The following is a 16,530-nucleotide window of genomic DNA, read 5'->3' on the forward strand; positions in this document are numbered from 1 at the left end:
CAACCTAGCAGGTTTTAGTAAAATTAGAAACCATGAAAATAAAACATATAATACTTGTTAGTTTTTTAACCTTTGGATTATTATCCTTTACAACCCTTACAGATTCTACCAAATACAAATGTATGATACAAATGACGAATTATACAGGTGAAGCTGCGTATGTGGTTATTTCCTTAATTAATCCAGATGGCGAATACGAAAAAACCCTATACGTACAAGGAGATGACAGCGAATGGTATCATGATATAACGGACTGGTGGAAATTCTACGGAAAAAAACGTAGCAATATAGATGCCATTACTGGAGCAACCATTGCTGGAGGTGCCAGAACGATTAGTGTTATAGATATTGAAGATTCTAAAATTAATGCTGGTTATAGTATCCGTTTTGAAACAGCCGTGGAAGATCAGGAATATTACACCAAAGATGTGGAATTTCCATTGACTTCTGAAACAGTAAAAAGCAAGAAAGCAGGCAGCGGATTTATTCGTTATGTTCGGATGATGCCAAATTAATTTTTTTAAACTTATAATTAATACGTTTGGTTTATGACCATTTCAATCTGGAGATACAGTCACCTTGCCCTGGCCGTGTCTTCTTTTGTTTTTATTCTTTTAGCCTCCATAACGGGAATTATTTTGGCGTTTCAGCCTATTTCTGAACAAATTCAACCTTTTAAATCAGCCGATTTTGAAACCATAACGGTAGCCGAAACCATTTCCACATTAAAGCAAACCTATCCGGAAATTATAGATGTTCAAATTGATGCTAATAGTTTTGTTTTAGCTTCCGTAATTACCCATGAAGGCGACAGTAAAACGGGTTATATCAATCCAAAAAATGCTCAATTTATTGGCAGTAAACTAGAAGTGAGTCCCTTTTTTCAATGGGTAACCAATTTCCATCGATCCTTATTTTTAAAAAGTACAGGACGCTTTTTTGTTGGTCTCTGTTCTTTTTTGTTGTTTTTAATTGCAGTGACGGGTTCTATTCTAATTCTGAAAAGACAGCGTAGTTTTAAAAAGTTCTTTTCAAAAATTATCAATGAGAACTTTAATCAATATTGGCATATTGTTTTAGGGCGTTTGTCTTTAATTCCCATAATTATTATCACCATTACAGGTGTGTATTTGTCTTTAGAGAAATTTGATTTTCTACCAACTTCCAATACCACACACAATATTGATTTTGATGCTATTTCAGTTACACCAGAATTAAACATTGAAGATTTTCCTGTGTTTAAAAACACACAACTCTCTGAAGTTCGCGCCATAGAATTTCCGTTTTCTGATGATGTGGAAGATTATTACACCCTAGCATTAACTAATCAAGAATTAGTAATTAATCAGTTTACAGGCGAAATTTTAAGTGAAATTAAGTATCCGCTTGTTGCATTTTACTCGGAGTTGAGTCTGAATTTACATACGGGAAAAGGCAGTATTTTATGGTCTGTTATTTTAGCGCTTGCTACGGCAAACATCCTGTTTTTCATTTATTCAGGATTTGCTATGACAGTAAAACGCCGAAAATCTAAACTAAAAAATAAATATAAAAAGGAGGTTTGTGAGTTTGTTATTCTAGTAGGATCAGAAAACGGAAGTACCTTACCGTTTGCTAATGTTTTACATGAGCAACTTTTAGAAGCTGGTAAAAAATCTTACATTACAGAGTTGAATAGTTATACAACTTTTAATAAGGCAGAACACCTAATTATTCTAACCGCAACCTATGGTCAAGGAGATCCACCAACTAATGCAACTAAATTTTTAGAGCTTTTAAAAACAACCCAACAACCACGTACCTTACAATATTCCGTAGTTGGTTTTGGTTCCTATGCCTATGCTGATTTTTGTAAATTTGCCTTGGATGTAGATAAGGCCATGCAAACCAAATTCAAACAATTTTTACCTGTTTTTACTATTAATGATAAATCGGTTGATGCTTTTAAACAATGGACAAATTCGTGGACGGAAAAAATACATGTTCCCGTTCAAATTGCTGAAGAAAAATTAGTTGCTAAACCAAAATTAACCAATTCACTGACGGTTGTTCACAAAACAGACGTAGCGGATAATCCAGATCAAACATTTATACTGACACTGAAAGCCAAACAAGCCAAACGGTTTGTTTCTGGCGATTTACTGGCTGTTTATCCAGCTAATGATTATCGGGAACGTCTATATTCTATAGGAAAAGTAAATGGACATATTCAATTAAGTGTGAAATATTACGACAATGGATTGGGTTCTAATTTTCTAAACGGTTTTAGTTTGGGCAGTACCTTTAAAGCTCGCATTATTAATAATGCAGCTTTTCATTTTCCTAAAAAAGCACCACATGTCGTGATGATTGCTAATGGAACTGGTATTGCTCCATTTTTAGGAATGTTAAATGCAAACACCAAACTAAAAACAGTGCATTTGTATTTCGGATTACGGACAAGCGAATCATACAAATTATACAAATCGCAAATAGAAGGCTATTTAAAAACTCAAAAATTAGCCCGTTTGGAATTAGCACTATCACGCGATACCAATAATAATTATGTTCAAAATTTACTTTTAAGGGACTCTGAATTTATGGCAGCTACGCTAAAAAACAAAGGTGTTTTAATGTTATGTGGCTCATTGGCCATGCAAAACGATGTACTTAAAACCTTGGAGCTTATTTGTGAAAAACACCAATTAGAAGGGCTGCATATCTATAAAAAAAACGGACAAATTCAATTGGATTGTTATTAGATTTCAGGGAAATATGAAGCAGCATCGGTTTCTTCTACTTCTTGATTTTCAGCTGATTTTATTACAAATGGAAAAATCATGGGAGCAATGGATTTTACAGGTTTGTAAAGTATAGCGTTTTCCGTATTTTCGTCATCTACAAAAGTAATCGTGGTGTTCATAGCATCAAAAATATTGAGTAACACACTTAAAATTAATGCCATTTTTACCACACCAAAAAGCGCACCTAGTAGCTTATTTAAAATTCCTAAAGCAGCAAAATCAGCTAACTTGGTCAAGGCTCTTCCTGCCAAAGCAATGACTAAAACAATCACAATAAAGGTGATGGCAAATGCAGCTACATTAATGGTTTTCTCATCCCAATCAACTTGATTCATAAGCATTTCAGCAGCATAATAACTGAAGTGAATAGCACCATAAATTCCTGCAATTAATGCCACCAATGAAGCTATTTCTACAAAAAAACCTTTTAAGAAACCACGTATAAGTCCGAAACCCAAAAATGCCACTAAAATGATATCAATTACGGTCATATTACATCAGAATTTCGTCAAATATAAGTTAACTTTGCCAAAATAAAACGGAATTTGAAATGGAAGTCCTGCTTTCATTTAATTTTCAACTTTAATTTTCAACATGTCTAGAGACGAACAATTAAAAGAACGATGGGAACAAGTGGTGCATAAATTATCTGCACAATTTGCTGATGGAGACAAGCTAGATTTAGATGCTATTATTTATCTAATTGGTGTGCAAGAGCTAGGTCAGTTGGATCGGAAGTTTAAAAAAGACCATAAATTAGATTTGATGCATATAGCTATCTGCCGACTTTTGGAGCCTTATGGTTATTATGAATTTGATTATTTTGATGACGACAAATGGCCACATTATAAAGTTAAAGAGCAGCTACCAAACTTAAAAGCAGGCGAGCAAAGTGTATTGATGAAAGAAGCCATAGTAAACTATTTTATAGAAGCTGATTATATAAAATAAGAATTAGTAAATTTGCACTCATTTTCAATGATATCATGATAGATAAGATAAAAGAATTAATAGCTGAAGCTGAAGCATTTCAAGCAAAATCTAAAGAGGAAGTCGAAACGTTCCGAATTAAATATTTAGGAAAAAAAGGTTTATTAAACGATTATTTTAAGGAGTTTAAAAACGTAGCCAATGATCAGAAAAAAGAGTTTGGTCAGGTTATAAATGCGCTTAAAAAAACAGCTGAAGACAAGGTTGCCACACTTAAAGAAGAGTTAGAAAACAACGAAGAAACGGTAGGTGTTTATGATGACTTATCACGCCCTGGCGAACCTATTGAAATTGGCGCTAGACACCCAATATCATTAGTGAAGAATCAAATAATTGATATCTTTTCGCGTATTGGTTTTAATGTTAGTGAAGGGCCAGAAATTGAAGATGATTGGCATAACTTTACGGCATTAAATTTACCAGAATACCATCCAGCTCGGGACATGCAGGATACATTTTTTATTCAAACCAATCCCGATATTTTATTGCGGACGCATACCAGTTCGGTACAAGTTCGTTATATGGAAAACAATAAGCCACCTATTCGAACTATTTCGCCAGGTCGCGTTTACAGAAATGAAGCTATTTCAGCACGTTCTCATTGCTTTTTCCATCAAGTAGAGGGTTTATACATTGATAAAGACGTTAGTTTTGCCGATTTAAAACAAACCCTTCAATATTTTACTACGGAAATGTTTGGGAAAAGTAAAATTCGTTTACGTCCATCCTACTTTCCGTTTACGGAACCTAGTGCTGAAGTAGATGTGTATTGGGGACTGGAAACCGAAACAGATTACCGGATTACCAAAGGAACTGGTTGGTTAGAAATTATGGGTTGTGGTATGGTAGATCCAAACGTACTGGAAAACTGCGGAATTGACTCTAAAGAATATTCAGGTTTTGCCTTCGGGATGGGAATTGATAGGATTGCTATGCTATTACACCAAATTGGTGACATCCGTTTATTAAGTGAAAACGATGTGCGTTTTTTAGAGCAGTTTAAATCAGCTTTATAAAGACATTTTTAACGATAAAATTTAAAGCCGATGATACCATCGGCTTTTTTTATTTAACAATTATTTAACTTCGATTAGTTCGGGAATAACCGAACTAACTTTATTTTTGCCTTTCTATTTAAGGCAATGATAAAAACATTAAAAGAAAAAAAACACGAATTAGTTGAAAAGCTAGGTGTTCATTTTGAGAATTCCGAGCAGTTAGCACCCGTTGCTGCGCGTATTTTGGCTTATATTATTTTAACTGGAAAAGCAGGCGTTACTTTTGATGATTTAGTATCCGATTTATGCGCCAGTAAAAGTACTATTTCATCACATCTGAATCATTTGCAAGATATTCATAAAATTTCCTATTTCACCAAAATGGGCGATAGGAAAAAATATTTTGTAATCAATTCAGATTCGTTAATTCAAAGTATCGATGCTATGATTGGGCAGTGGGAAATGGAAAAAGAACTACATATAGAAATAACAGATTATAAGCGCGAAATTAACACTTTAAAAAGCACGAGTTCCGAGCTTAAATTTGATTTAACCTATCATCATAATTATATAAAATTTTTAAATTTAGCTATGGCTTCCATGTCGGAATTAAAATTCCAAGTAGCTTCAATGAAAACTCAAACGTCATCTTAACATGAAAAAAAGTATAATCAACATTGGTATTCCATGTGCATTAGTTCTTGCACTATTTAACTGTGGAGAGAAAGAAACACAACAAAAAGCACCACCTATCATGCCATATCCTGTTGTTGAGGTTGCCAAACAAAATATAACGACTTATGAAAATTTTCCAGCGAGTATAGAAGGTGAAGTGAATAGTGAGGTTCGACCTAAAATTTCTGGTTATATAAAGGAGGTATTGGTTACAGAAGGTCAAGCGGTAAAGCAAGGTCAATTATTATTTAAATTAGAAACTCAATCGTTAAGTCAGGATGCTCAAGCAGCTAAAGCAAATGTTAATGCAGCGCAAGTAGAGGTGAATAAATTAAAACCGTTGGTTGAAAAAAACATTATAAGCAGTGTCCAGTTAGAAACGGCAAACGCCAAACTATTACAGGCTCAAAGTACCTATAATAGTATTGGAGCTAATATTAATTATGCCAATGTTAAAAGTCCTGTTGATGGTGTTGTAGGCTCCATCAATTTTAGAAAAGGGGCTTTGGTAAGTGCTCAAGACCCTATGCCTTTAACAAATGTTTCGTCTATTAGTGATGTATATGCCTATTTTTCAATGAACGAAAAAGCATTTATTTCTTTTTTTAGTGAAGCCAAAGGTGAAACTTCTAAAGAAAAATTAGAGTTGTTTCCAGAGGTGAAATTACTCCTTGCTAATGGTGAATTGTACGATAAAACGGGAAAAATTGAAACGATTACTGGTGATATTAATGCCCAAACGGGATCAATAACATTTCGTGCTAAATTTGATAATAAAGCAGGAATACTCCGAAACGGAAGTAGTGGAACCGTTCTAATTCCTAAAATATATACCGATGTTATGGTTATTCCATCTGAGTCTACTTTTGAAAGACAAGGTAAAAGCTTTGTGTATAAAGTTATAAATGACTCTTTGGTAGATAAGCCTGTAACGGTATTAAAGTCTACAGGGCGTATATATCTTATTGAAGATGGGTTAGAAGTGGGTGAAACAATTTTAGCAAAAGGACTTAATAAAGTGAGTTCAGGAAGCAAAATTAAGCCAATAAAAAAACCATTAGATAGTATTATTAACTCGTTTGAGACGGTATTTAAATAAATCCAATTATGTTAAAGAAATTTATTGAAAGACCCGTTTTGTCTACGGTTATTTCTATTATCATCGTTATTTTAGGTGTTTTAGGCTTACTACAATTACCTGTTACTCAATATCCTGATATTGCACCACCAACCGTTCAAGTTACGGCCACATACCCTGGAGCAAATGCGGAAACTATTTTAGAAAGTGTTATTGTTCCTATTGAAGAACAGATTAATGGTGTAGAAGGAATGACCTATATCACTTCAACAGCAAGTAATTCAGGAAGTGCCACTATTCAAGTGTTTTTTGAACAGGGTTATGATGCGGATATTGCAGCCGTAAATGTTCAAAACCGTGTAGCTCGTGCCAATGCTTTATTACCTTCCGAGGTTATTAGAGCTGGTGTTATCACTCAAAAGCAACAAAATTCCGCCTTGCTATATGCAGCTATATACTCTACAAATCCAGAATACGACGATACCTTTATTCAAAATTATTTAAATATCAACATTAAACCAGAGTTACAACGTGTTAACGGTGTTGGTGCTGTAAATGTTTTTGGAGGTAAAGATTATTCCATGCGTATTTGGTTAGACCCAGTTAAAATGGCAGCTTATAAATTAGAACCTCGCGATGTGACGCAAGCCATTAACGAACAAAGTTTAGAAGCCGCTGCAGGATCTTTAGGACAAAATACAGGAGAATCTTTTGAGTACGTAATCAAGTATAAAGGGCGTTACAAAGTAGCAACAGACTACGAAAATATTGTTGTTAAAGCCCTAGGTAATGGTGACTATTTACGTGTTAAAGATGTGGCAAAAGTAGAATTGGATGCCTTTTCATATGCATCTGTGTCTAGAACTAAAGGGAAGCCTGCTGTTAACTTTGGTGTTTTTCAAACACCAGGTTCTAATGCACAAGAAATTATTGAAAATATTTATACTAAAATGGACGATCTTAAAAAGGATTTTCCTGAAGGAATTGATTATTTAGTAAACTATGATACCAATAAGTTTCTTACTGCATCCATTGAAAAAGTGTTGCATACCTTATTAGAAGCTTTTTTATTAGTGTTCTTGGTAGTTTTTATTTTCTTACAAGATTTTAAGTCTACATTAATTCCTGCCATTGCAGTTCCTGTTTCTATTATTGGTACATTCTTCTTTTTAAATGTGTTAGGTTATTCCATTAACTTATTAACTTTATTTGCACTTATTTTGGCTATTGGTATTGTAGTTGATGATGCCATTGTAGTGGTTGAAGCGGTTCATGCCAAGCTAGAGGAAGGCTTTGATGATGCTAAAAAGGCCTCTGTGTCTGCCATGAGTGAAATTAGTGGTGCCATTGTTTCCATAACACTGGTTATGATTGCCGTTTTTGTTCCAATAACATTTATTCAAGGGCCATCTGGTGTATTTTATGAGCAATTTGGTGTTACTTTAATGATTGCCATATTTATTTCAGCGCTAAACGCCTTAACGTTAACACCTGCTTTGTGTGCCATTTTCTTAAAACCACATAACAATCATGAGCATAAGAAAAAATCAATTTTACAACGTTTTTATGATGCGTTTAATAGTGGGTTTAATGCTACAACTAGAAAATATACTCAATCGTTAGGCTTTTTATTAAAGCATAAATGGATCACGTTTTTAATTCTTGGGTTGGGTGTTTTTGCTATTATTTCAGCAAATAAAGTCATACCAACTGGTTTTGTACCGTCTGAAGATCGTGGTGTTATTTTTATGAATGCTGAATTACCTCCTGGTTCTTCATCCGATCGTTCATATAAAGTGAACGAAAACATGTATAATATTATTAAAGATATTGAAGGTATTCAAGCCGCTTCATTTATTAGTGGTCAAAACTTCTTTTCGGGAGCCGGTAGCTCGAATGCCATGGGTTTTATTATTTTGGAGCCATGGGAAGAACGTGAATCAGAAGCCGAGTCTGTTGATGCAATTATTGGTCAATTATTTCAGAAAGCTGCACTAATTCCTGATGCCAATATTTTATTCTTTACACCACCAAGCGTGCCAGGATTTGGTAGTGCAGATGGTTTTGAAATGCGATTGTTGGACAGAAATGCAAGACCCCTTACCGAACTAGATGCCACTGCAACCGATTTTGTTCGATTATTAAATCAGCAACCCGATATTGCTTTTGCTTCTAATTCATTTAGCACCAATTTTCCACAATTAGAATTGGATATAAATGTGGAACGCGCTAAAGAGGCTGGTATTTCAACGAGTGCCATTTTATCAGCCTTACAAGGTTATATTGGTGGTAATTATGTAGCAGATTTTAGTCGCTTTGGAAAACAGTTTCGTGTATTTATTCAAGCCTTACCAGAAGACCGTGTGGATGAAGCTAGCTTGAATAGCATGATGGTAAAAACACCTAGTGGCCAAATGACACCAATTTCACAATATGTATCTTTTAAACGGGTTTATGGACCACAAACGGTTAATCGTTTTAACCTATTTAATGCGGTAACTGTAAATGGTTCGGCAACACCGGGTTTTAGTTCAGGAGATGCCATTAAAACTATTAACGAATTGGCAGAAGCTAATTTACCAGAAGGGTATCAAGTAGCTTATTCTGGAATTACACGTGAGGAAATAGCATCGGCTGGACAATCGACAATTATCTTTATGATTAGTATTCTGTTTGTGTACTTTTTATTATCAGCACAATACGAAAGTTATTTATTACCACTAGCTATTATTTTGTCACTGCCAATTGGTGTAGCTGGCGCCTATTTTACAACATGGTTAACGGGATTAGAGAATAATATTTATTTCCAGATTGCTTTAATTATGTTAATCGGACTTCTAGCCAAAAATGCCATTTTAATTGTGGAATTTGCTGTTCAGCGTCGCCATCATGGACTCTCACTTGTAGATGCCGCTATTGATGGTGCCAAGGTACGTTTACGTCCTATTTTAATGACATCCTTTGCCTTTATATTAGGACTATTACCGTTGGTTTTAGCCAAAGGTGTTGGAGCCGCTGGTAATAACTCTATTGGAACCGGAGCTGTTGGTGGTTTACTAATAGGTACTATAATAGGCGTTTTTATCATTCCAGTATTGTTTGTCATTTTTCAATGGTTACAAGAAAAAGTAACAGGTGTTCCTGAAGCTGTAAATCAACAAAATCAAGCTTAATAGATTATGAAAGTATTTTTAAATAAACACATGTTTTTAAGAGGTAGTGTTCTAGTCTTTGTGTTGATTACCATGCAAAGTTGTTTGGTTGCAAAAGATTATGAACGACCAGATTTGGAAAATGAAACCGAAAATTTGTTTCGAACAGATGCGCTACCAACCGATAGCTTATCTATGGCAGATGTGTCTTGGAAAGACGTTTTTACCGATCCGTATTTAACACAATATATTGAGGAAGGACTTCAAAATAATATTGATATTCGCGTTGCTATTCAGCAAATTATTGCTGGTGAAGCCTATTTAAAACAAGGTCAAGCAGGATATCTACCAACCTTAAGTGCAGGCGCTTCGTTAACACATCAAGAATTGGCAAAAAACAGCCAGTTTGGCTCGTTCTTTAACGGTGCCATAGACCAGTATGAAGCGGTAGCGAGTCTGTCATGGGAAGCTGATATTTGGGGAAAAATACGTAGTAATAAACGCGCTTTTCAAGCAGGCTATTTAAAAAGTATTGCGGCTCATCAAGCGGTAAAAACCAAATTGATTGAATCTATAGCAACTACGTATTACACCCTTGTGGCTTTAGATGCGCAATTAGAAATAGCCAAGGAAACTACTGAAACGCGACGAAAAAGTGTGGAAACTATTGAGGCATTAAAAGAAGCTGGTCAAGTTACCCAAGTAGCTGTAGACCAAAATGTGGCGCAATATAATAATGTGCGTGTGCTTCAAATTGATATCCAGCGGGAGATTTTTAAAACAGAAAATGCTTTAAGTATTTTGCTAGGTAAACAACCACAAAATTATGAGCGTAATTCATTAGATGCACAAGAAATAACCACTGAAATGAAGCTAGGTGTGCCGTATGTATTATTGCGAAATAGACCAGATGTTATTGCTGCAGAAAACGATTTTATACAAGCTTTTGAAATGACAAATGTAGCCAAAGCAAACTTTTATCCATCGTTAACATTAAGTGCTTCAGGAGGTTTTCAAAGTTTGGAATTTGATAATTGGTTTAATACCAACTCTCTTTTTGCTAATATTGTAGGTGGTTTAACACAGCCTATTTTTAATCAGCGAAAAATTAGAACCCAATACGAAGTATCGCAAGCACAACAAGAACAGGCCTTTTTAAACTTTAAGCAAACGTTGTTAGTAGCTGGCCAGGAAGTTTCAAACGCACTTTATGCCTACCAAGCAGAAGTTGATAAATTTGAATTCCGTGAAAACGAAGTAGAAGCCTTACGTCGGGCAGAAAGTAATTCTGAAATTCTATTAGATAATGGTTATGCTAATTATTTAGATTTATTAACAGCTAGACAAACCGTATTAACCGCTGAATTGAATAGTATTGACAATAAGTTAGAACAGTTATTAGCCGTTGTCCGTTTTTACAAAGCATTAGGAGGCGGTTGGAAATAGAACCTGTTAAATTATGAAAAAAGATATTGAAATTCCTAAAGTAGAAGGCGTTTATATTGCGGTAGTAAACGAGTATAATGACCTATATAAAACCCAAGATTGGAATGCCTATATTATTAACGATAAGGACGTAGACCTAGAAATGGTTATTATTGTTACCAGTGGCTACTCTAAAGATAAAGCGACTTCAATTTTTAGAAAGAAAATAGATACCCTTCCAGCCAAAAGTTATGCTAAAATTGAGCTTATGCAAGAAGACTTATTTGCTTTAAATAATCAGTTTCAAGTCACGTTTTTTAAAGGGAACACTATGTTTGATAAAACCTACCTATTTCGTAAAAACACTATTAATTTAAAAGCTTTACAAGCCATTCCTTTAATGGATGTAAAAGGTGTTTTGGTTAAATAAGCTCAATCTTTTCACAATACATATTCCCATATTACCACACAGCCAAAAACGGCATATTATAACCTAACACCATACTTGCTAAAATTTGACTAAATTTGAGGTAGACCTATAAGTTATATATAGACTATGGTCTATATTTTATGTTGTGCTTCATTATCAGAAACCGCAAACCAATGATAAAATTTTTTAGAAAAATTAGGCAAAACTTGCTGATGGAAAATAAAACTGGAAAGTATTTAAAATATGCATTTGGAGAGATTATTCTTGTTGTTATTGGAATTTTAATTGCACTACAGATAAATAATTGGAATGAGCAAAGAAAAGACAGAACAAAAGAAAAGATTATACTCAAACAACTTCAAGAGGATTATCAAGCAAATCTCAATCAACTAGAAGAAAAAATGGCAACAAGAGAAAAGATAATAATTTCAGCAGTTGCATTATTAGAAGCATTTGATTACCCACAGAGAGCGAATAGAGATAGTGTTATAAAAAAAATTGCAATTATCGGTAATGACCCAACATTTGACCCTATACAGAATGATTTAAACAGCTCTGAAAATTTAAGATTGATTAGAAATGTAAAATTAAGTCGCTTACTATCCAATTGGTCATCAGATGTAGTTGCCGTAAAAGAGGTTGAAGACGTCTGGTCTAAAATAGTTTATAATCAATTTGATTTAACTGCATTACAATTAGGTATTGGCAGGGATTTATCAAATAGTTTTATGAACGAACAAGACCATCTTTGGTTATTGGATAAAGATGCTAATTCGCTTAAAATTAAAATTGGTAAATCAAAATTAGGAGCTACTCTAAATGAAATATTGACCAATAAAAATTTGGAAGGTGTTTTAGGGAATGCCATTACTGTAAACAAGTCAGCCAATTTACAATCAGAGGCATTACACAATAGAATTAGGGACATACTGGATATAATCGAAATTGAATTAAATAAATAACGAAAGCTCAACAATGGCTATAAGTAATTGCTTGTTCCCGTCTACTTCTGAAAATTCTAGCGGATTTTCAGTTTAGTGTGTACTTGCAAAGTTAAGTGCTAATCCACGCAACTAATCTTATACAAAACCGTTACCACATTTAAAATGACAAAAAAGTTACTGATAATTATAATTTCAGGAATGCTCTTTCATTCTTGTCAGGATAGCAAAAAATCAAATTTGGTTTCTCAAGCAATAGAGGAAAAGAAATGGGATATTGGAAAATTAAACAATAGAGCTATTCAACATCTTGATAGTACTAAATGGGATCTAAATCTTTTTAATCAAGACATTGAAACCTATAATAAATATTCTGAAGTTTTTCAGAGTTTTCCTTTAAACAAATCGCCTTTTCCAGTAGCTGAATATGATTATGCAGTTTCTAGTATTCCATTTTTTATTGAAATGGGCACTTCAGTTTTAAAAGGTGTTAGAATTGGAGAATATGAAAGCCCTGAAAGCGAAAAAATAATCAATAAGTTAACCTTACTAGTTTTAACAAATGACAAGGATGCAGAAGAAACTACATTGGTGGATTCTCGAAATTACCCTTATTTAACAGCACAAGGAATTTTTAAAGTAAAAAATAATGAATTGGATTGGGTATTTACCGTAAGTCCCGATGGGTTTTCTATTTTGCTTCTTAATATGAAACTTTTTGATTTAAGGTTTGGAGAAACCATCATTATTTATCCTCAAACAGACAAATCGTTTATTTACGAACAGATTCAAGATTCACCAAATAATTATGAACATTTTGAAGATTTCAAGAAGTCAATAATGATTAATCCAAAAGTTAAGAAACAACTGATTTCTGAAATGAATATTAAATAAAAACGTATTTACTAGAGTGCTTCCGTAATTTCCTAACCTAATTTTAGATAGCAAATGCAACCTCTACATTTTAATGGTATCTTTGCATTTTGATTGGTATATTCCAAAAGTACAGTTTTTCTATGTTTACACATGTCCAAATTGCCAAAAGCGCATAAATTTCTAGATCTTTCAGATTATGGAAGACCACTAGCACGCGTTATAGCAAACGCTTTAAAACACACTGCTTTCACACCCATTCATGTAACTATCGGTTTCATTATATCTGGCCTCATTGGTATTTTTTGTATTACACAAGGGTATTATATGTTAGCAGCTTTTTTTTTAATTTTTAAATCTATTTTAGATGCAGCAGATGGTGAATTGGCTCGTGTAAAACAAAAACCATCTTATACAGGTCGTTATTTAGATTCGGTTGCCGATATTATTTTAAATGCTTTAATCTTTATAGCGATATGGTTGGTTAGTACCACCAATATTTGGATCTGCCTATTGGCTTTTTTAGGACTACAATTGCAAGGCACGCTGTACAATTATTATTACGTTATTTTAAGAAATAAATTTGATGGCGACACCACGAGTCGCATTTTTGAAAACGAAATACCAACCGCGTTGTATGGTGAAAAACAAAAGCATGTAGATATTCTTTTTGGCTTGTATAAATTATTATACGGTGCTTTTGATAAAACAATTTATGCTCTCGATAGTCAAGCAGAAAAAGGTAAAACCATGCCTAATTTGTTAATGACCAGTATCTCAACTTTTGGTTTAGGGTTTCAATTATTAGTTATCTCAATCATGCTCGTATTAGGCTTAAAAGCGTTTATTCTGCCTTTCTTTCTAGGGTATACGGCTATGGTATTTGTTTTTATTGGTATTCGGAAGTATTTTTATTAAGCATTTAACTAATACAAAATGGTAGAACATTTGTGTGTTCTACCATTTAATTAATCTAACATTTCCCAAACGTTTGACTGATAACAGTAACACCAGCAACGGTAACCGCTACTTTAATTCCAGTTGGAATTCCCCATGTTGTACAAATACTCAAACAAGCGTTTGCAGCAGTACCATTAGGGATACTAATTGGAATATGTAAACAGTGTTTTCCAAAACCAAAAGGCAGATTCAAACAAATTTTATTGTCTTCAACTTTAACAGAAATGCATTGTGCCTGGACTTGTAAATCGCCTCCACGACTCAAATCTGAATCTGATTTTAAATTTGTTAAATCTAATCCTGCATGTGTTTGCCTGGCAGAATTTAAAGCATGTGAAATTGCTTGCTCGTCAAAGGAATAATAATTTTTCATAATACATGAATTAATAGTTTTTTCTACTCTATTAAATAGGTTTTTCGAATACCACCTTTATAGCTTGATGAATACTTTTACTTATATATTCAATCATTACTACCTTACAAAGGTTTACATGTTTTGTGTTAAATTTAAGCGTGGTTTTTTCCATTGTCGTAAACGCGTGGTATTACGTAGGTTAAAAAGTCTCAAAATTCTTTTTTTTTAGCTATATTATGCTTTAATTCATAATTACCAAATAATGGCTCACGGCAGTTTATCACAATTTAAAGCAACATTAGAACGTAAAAAGGCTCGTGAAGATAAAAGGCGAAAAACTTTTGAAAGTGGTAATCAGTATTTTAAAGTTTTAGATGAGCAAACGGAATATAACTTTCCAGAATTATCAGAAGTTGAACTGGAAACCGTTAAACAAAATATTCGTGATAGACTTCAAACTCAAAAGAAAAAGGAACAATTTATAGTTATTAGTATTGTTGTATTTCTGGTTTTGATAATTGTTTATTTAGCAGTGTAAGATATTGCTTCAGATAATTAAGAACTGTAGTCTTATTTATTTTAAATCGTTGATGATTTCGATAGTTATTGTTCTAAAAATTGATCATTAATTAGTTTATGTATTTTAAAATTTGTCAAATTTGCAACAGTATTTATCAAATTATAAATGCTTATTTTAGCAGATAAATCAGTATGTTATAACGAGATTTATCTATAAATTCAAATGGGTCATATTAGAACTTTTCTTGCTATAATTGTAATTATATCACACACCCAAGCTTTTTTCGGTTTTAATTTTTTAGGAGGGCAGATAGCTGTTCAAACATTTTACATTATTTCGGGCTTTTATATGGCTCTTATATTAAATGAAAAATATATTGGAGTAAATAATTCCTATAAACTATTTATTACCAATAGGTTAATGCGTCTTTATCCTGTTTATTGGGTTGTTCTGGTTGTTATTGTTTTCAGTTCACTTTTGTTTGGTATAGCAACAGATGGAGCTAGCTATGGCCCTTTAAATGTTTTTATAGATAATTATGATACACTCCATTTTTCAAGCTTGATTATTGTTGGGTTTACAAATATTTTTATCTTCTTTCAAGATGCACTTCTCTTTTTTGAAGTTAATTTGAGTACAGGGATATTTTTCTTTCAGCCAAATTTTAATTTGCAGGCATTAAATGGATTTGATTTTGCATTAATACCACAGGCATGGACAGTAGCTTTAGAATTAATGTTTTATCTTTTATCCCCTTTTATTGTAAGACGAAAAGCAAAAATTATTTTTGGATTTTTCTTGGTTCTTCTTTTACTAAAATATTTTATGCAAACACATTTAGGCTTGAACCATATACCTTGGCTATTTAGGTTTTTCCCTACAGAACTTCCACTTTTTTTGTTGGGGGTTTTTGCTTATAAAATTTATAAATCCAATAAAATTAACTTCAAAAATGTAAAGGTAAATAGGCTAGTTATTTTTGTCTTGTTGGTGGTAATGGTACTTTATGATAAAATCACTTTCGATTATAAGAATCAAATTTTCTTTGTCTTATTTTTTGCCTCTATTCCTTTTATATTCGAACTAACAAAAAATTCGAAATTAGATCGTTATATTGGTGAGTTAAGCTACCCACTCTATATCACGCATATATTTGTTATAGTAATTGTTAAAAACTTAAATGTTGTTATGGTTAATAGGGGAATCATGGTCATTATTATTTCGATTATATTCTCTATTTTTTTAAAGCATTTCATTAGTGATAAGGTTGACAATTACAGGCAAAATAGGCTTGAAAAACAATAAATAGCATCAATAATTAATGCTATCTAGTCGTTTTTTACAAAATTT

At 33.2% G+C, this 16,530-nt stretch carries 16 protein-coding genes; 14 read left to right on the forward strand and 2 right to left on the reverse strand.

What is annotated here, in order from left to right:
• Positions 1-32: 32 nt before the first annotated feature.
• Positions 33-515, forward strand: a complete 483-nt coding sequence (locus tag BM239_RS04000) for a DUF2271 domain-containing protein (protein WP_092206331.1) — start codon at positions 33-35, stop codon at positions 513-515.
• A gap of 33 nt (positions 516-548) precedes the next feature.
• Complete coding sequence (locus BM239_RS04005; RefSeq protein WP_092206332.1) at positions 549-2,741, forward strand: PepSY domain-containing protein; 2,193 nt, start codon at positions 549-551, stop codon at positions 2,739-2,741.
• Here BM239_RS04005 and BM239_RS04010 read toward each other — a convergent pair.
• Positions 2,738-3,274 (reverse strand): CvpA family protein, encoded by a 537-nt coding sequence (locus tag BM239_RS04010; protein ID WP_092206333.1) that lies wholly within the window; start codon positions 3,272-3,274, stop codon positions 2,738-2,740. The two genes, BM239_RS04005 and BM239_RS04010, sit on opposite strands and share 4 nt — an antisense overlap.
• A gap of 103 nt (positions 3,275-3,377) precedes the next feature.
• On the opposite strand from BM239_RS04010, the gene BM239_RS04015 reads away from it, so the two are divergent.
• From BM239_RS04015 to BM239_RS04060, 10 genes are all read left to right on the forward strand, one after another.
• Entirely contained in the window at positions 3,378-3,734 is a 357-nt protein-coding gene (locus BM239_RS04015) for a hypothetical protein (protein WP_092206334.1), read from the forward strand.
• Between the two features lie 35 nt (positions 3,735-3,769).
• A complete protein-coding gene (pheS, locus tag BM239_RS04020) occupies positions 3,770-4,789 on the forward strand; it encodes a phenylalanine--tRNA ligase subunit alpha (RefSeq protein WP_092206335.1) in 1,020 nt (339 codons plus the stop codon).
• A gap of 126 nt (positions 4,790-4,915) precedes the next feature.
• On the forward strand, positions 4,916-5,425 hold the full coding sequence (locus BM239_RS04025) for a GbsR/MarR family transcriptional regulator (RefSeq protein ID WP_092206336.1): 510 nt from the start codon (positions 4,916-4,918) through the stop codon (positions 5,423-5,425).
• Position 5,426: 1 nt separating this feature from the next.
• The gene (locus BM239_RS04030; protein WP_092206337.1) at positions 5,427-6,545 is read left to right on the forward strand and encodes an efflux RND transporter periplasmic adaptor subunit; all 1,119 of its coding nucleotides are present in this window, start codon (positions 5,427-5,429) and stop codon (positions 6,543-6,545) included.
• An 8-nt stretch (positions 6,546-6,553) separates the two neighbouring features.
• Positions 6,554-9,697 carry an efflux RND transporter permease subunit gene (locus BM239_RS04035; protein WP_092206338.1) on the forward strand — a complete coding sequence of 1,048 codons (3,144 nt, stop codon included), beginning with the start codon at positions 6,554-6,556 and terminating at the stop codon, positions 9,695-9,697.
• A gap of 6 nt (positions 9,698-9,703) precedes the next feature.
• Complete coding sequence (locus BM239_RS04040; protein ID WP_092206339.1) at positions 9,704-11,122, forward strand: efflux transporter outer membrane subunit; 1,419 nt, start codon at positions 9,704-9,706, stop codon at positions 11,120-11,122.
• A gap of 13 nt (positions 11,123-11,135) precedes the next feature.
• On the forward strand, positions 11,136-11,531 hold the full coding sequence (locus tag BM239_RS04045; RefSeq protein WP_092206340.1) for a hypothetical protein: 396 nt from the start codon (positions 11,136-11,138) through the stop codon (positions 11,529-11,531).
• A gap of 173 nt (positions 11,532-11,704) precedes the next feature.
• The gene (locus tag BM239_RS04050) at positions 11,705-12,493 is read left to right on the forward strand and encodes a DUF6090 family protein (protein ID WP_143094885.1); all 789 of its coding nucleotides are present in this window, start codon (positions 11,705-11,707) and stop codon (positions 12,491-12,493) included.
• 144 nt (positions 12,494-12,637) lie between these two features.
• Entirely contained in the window at positions 12,638-13,366 is a 729-nt protein-coding gene (locus BM239_RS04055) for a hypothetical protein (protein WP_092206342.1), read from the forward strand.
• Between the two features lie 132 nt (positions 13,367-13,498).
• Entirely contained in the window at positions 13,499-14,263 is a 765-nt protein-coding gene (locus BM239_RS04060; RefSeq protein ID WP_092206343.1) for a CDP-alcohol phosphatidyltransferase family protein, read from the forward strand.
• Between the two features lie 55 nt (positions 14,264-14,318).
• On the opposite strand, the gene BM239_RS04065 is transcribed toward BM239_RS04060, so the two are convergent.
• Positions 14,319-14,678 (reverse strand): hypothetical protein, encoded by a 360-nt coding sequence (locus tag BM239_RS04065; protein WP_092206344.1) that lies wholly within the window; start codon positions 14,676-14,678, stop codon positions 14,319-14,321.
• A gap of 244 nt (positions 14,679-14,922) precedes the next feature.
• On the opposite strand from BM239_RS04065, the gene BM239_RS04070 reads away from it, so the two are divergent.
• Together BM239_RS04070 and BM239_RS04075 are read left to right on the forward strand one after the other, a co-directional pair.
• On the forward strand, positions 14,923-15,198 hold the full coding sequence (locus BM239_RS04070; RefSeq protein ID WP_092206345.1) for a hypothetical protein: 276 nt from the start codon (positions 14,923-14,925) through the stop codon (positions 15,196-15,198).
• A gap of 204 nt (positions 15,199-15,402) precedes the next feature.
• Complete coding sequence (locus BM239_RS04075) at positions 15,403-16,485, forward strand: acyltransferase family protein (protein WP_092206346.1); 1,083 nt, start codon at positions 15,403-15,405, stop codon at positions 16,483-16,485.
• The last annotated feature ends 45 nt before the right edge of the window (positions 16,486-16,530 follow it).

The sequence above is a fragment of the Algorimicrobium echini genome (genome assembly GCF_900115185.1).
GTDB classification, from domain to species: Bacteria; Bacteroidota; Bacteroidia; order Flavobacteriales; family Flavobacteriaceae; genus Algorimicrobium; species Algorimicrobium echini.

Coding starts and splice junctions, on each gene's coding strand:
- BM239_RS04010 (WP_092206333.1), bottom strand. CDS start 3,274: ATGACCGTAATTGATATCATTTTAGTGGCATTTTTGGGTTTCGGACTT.
- BM239_RS04025 (WP_092206336.1), top strand. CDS start 4,916: ATGATAAAAACATTAAAAGAAAAAAAACACGAATTAGTTGAAAAGCTA.
- BM239_RS04035 (WP_092206338.1), top strand. CDS start 6,554: ATGTTAAAGAAATTTATTGAAAGACCCGTTTTGTCTACGGTTATTTCT.
- BM239_RS04005 (WP_092206332.1), top strand. CDS start 549: ATGACCATTTCAATCTGGAGATACAGTCACCTTGCCCTGGCCGTGTCT.
- pheS (WP_092206335.1), top strand. CDS start 3,770: ATGATAGATAAGATAAAAGAATTAATAGCTGAAGCTGAAGCATTTCAA.
- BM239_RS04065 (WP_092206344.1), bottom strand. CDS start 14,678: ATGAAAAATTATTATTCCTTTGACGAGCAAGCAATTTCACATGCTTTA.
- BM239_RS04070 (WP_092206345.1), top strand. CDS start 14,923: ATGGCTCACGGCAGTTTATCACAATTTAAAGCAACATTAGAACGTAAA.
- BM239_RS04050 (WP_143094885.1), top strand. CDS start 11,705: ATGATAAAATTTTTTAGAAAAATTAGGCAAAACTTGCTGATGGAAAAT.
- BM239_RS04000 (WP_092206331.1), top strand. CDS start 33: ATGAAAATAAAACATATAATACTTGTTAGTTTTTTAACCTTTGGATTA.
- BM239_RS04060 (WP_092206343.1), top strand. CDS start 13,499: ATGTCCAAATTGCCAAAAGCGCATAAATTTCTAGATCTTTCAGATTAT.
- BM239_RS04055 (WP_092206342.1), top strand. CDS start 12,638: ATGACAAAAAAGTTACTGATAATTATAATTTCAGGAATGCTCTTTCAT.
- BM239_RS04075 (WP_092206346.1), top strand. CDS start 15,403: ATGGGTCATATTAGAACTTTTCTTGCTATAATTGTAATTATATCACAC.
- BM239_RS04015 (WP_092206334.1), top strand. CDS start 3,378: ATGTCTAGAGACGAACAATTAAAAGAACGATGGGAACAAGTGGTGCAT.
- BM239_RS04040 (WP_092206339.1), top strand. CDS start 9,704: ATGAAAGTATTTTTAAATAAACACATGTTTTTAAGAGGTAGTGTTCTA.
- BM239_RS04030 (WP_092206337.1), top strand. CDS start 5,427: ATGAAAAAAAGTATAATCAACATTGGTATTCCATGTGCATTAGTTCTT.
- BM239_RS04045 (WP_092206340.1), top strand. CDS start 11,136: ATGAAAAAAGATATTGAAATTCCTAAAGTAGAAGGCGTTTATATTGCG.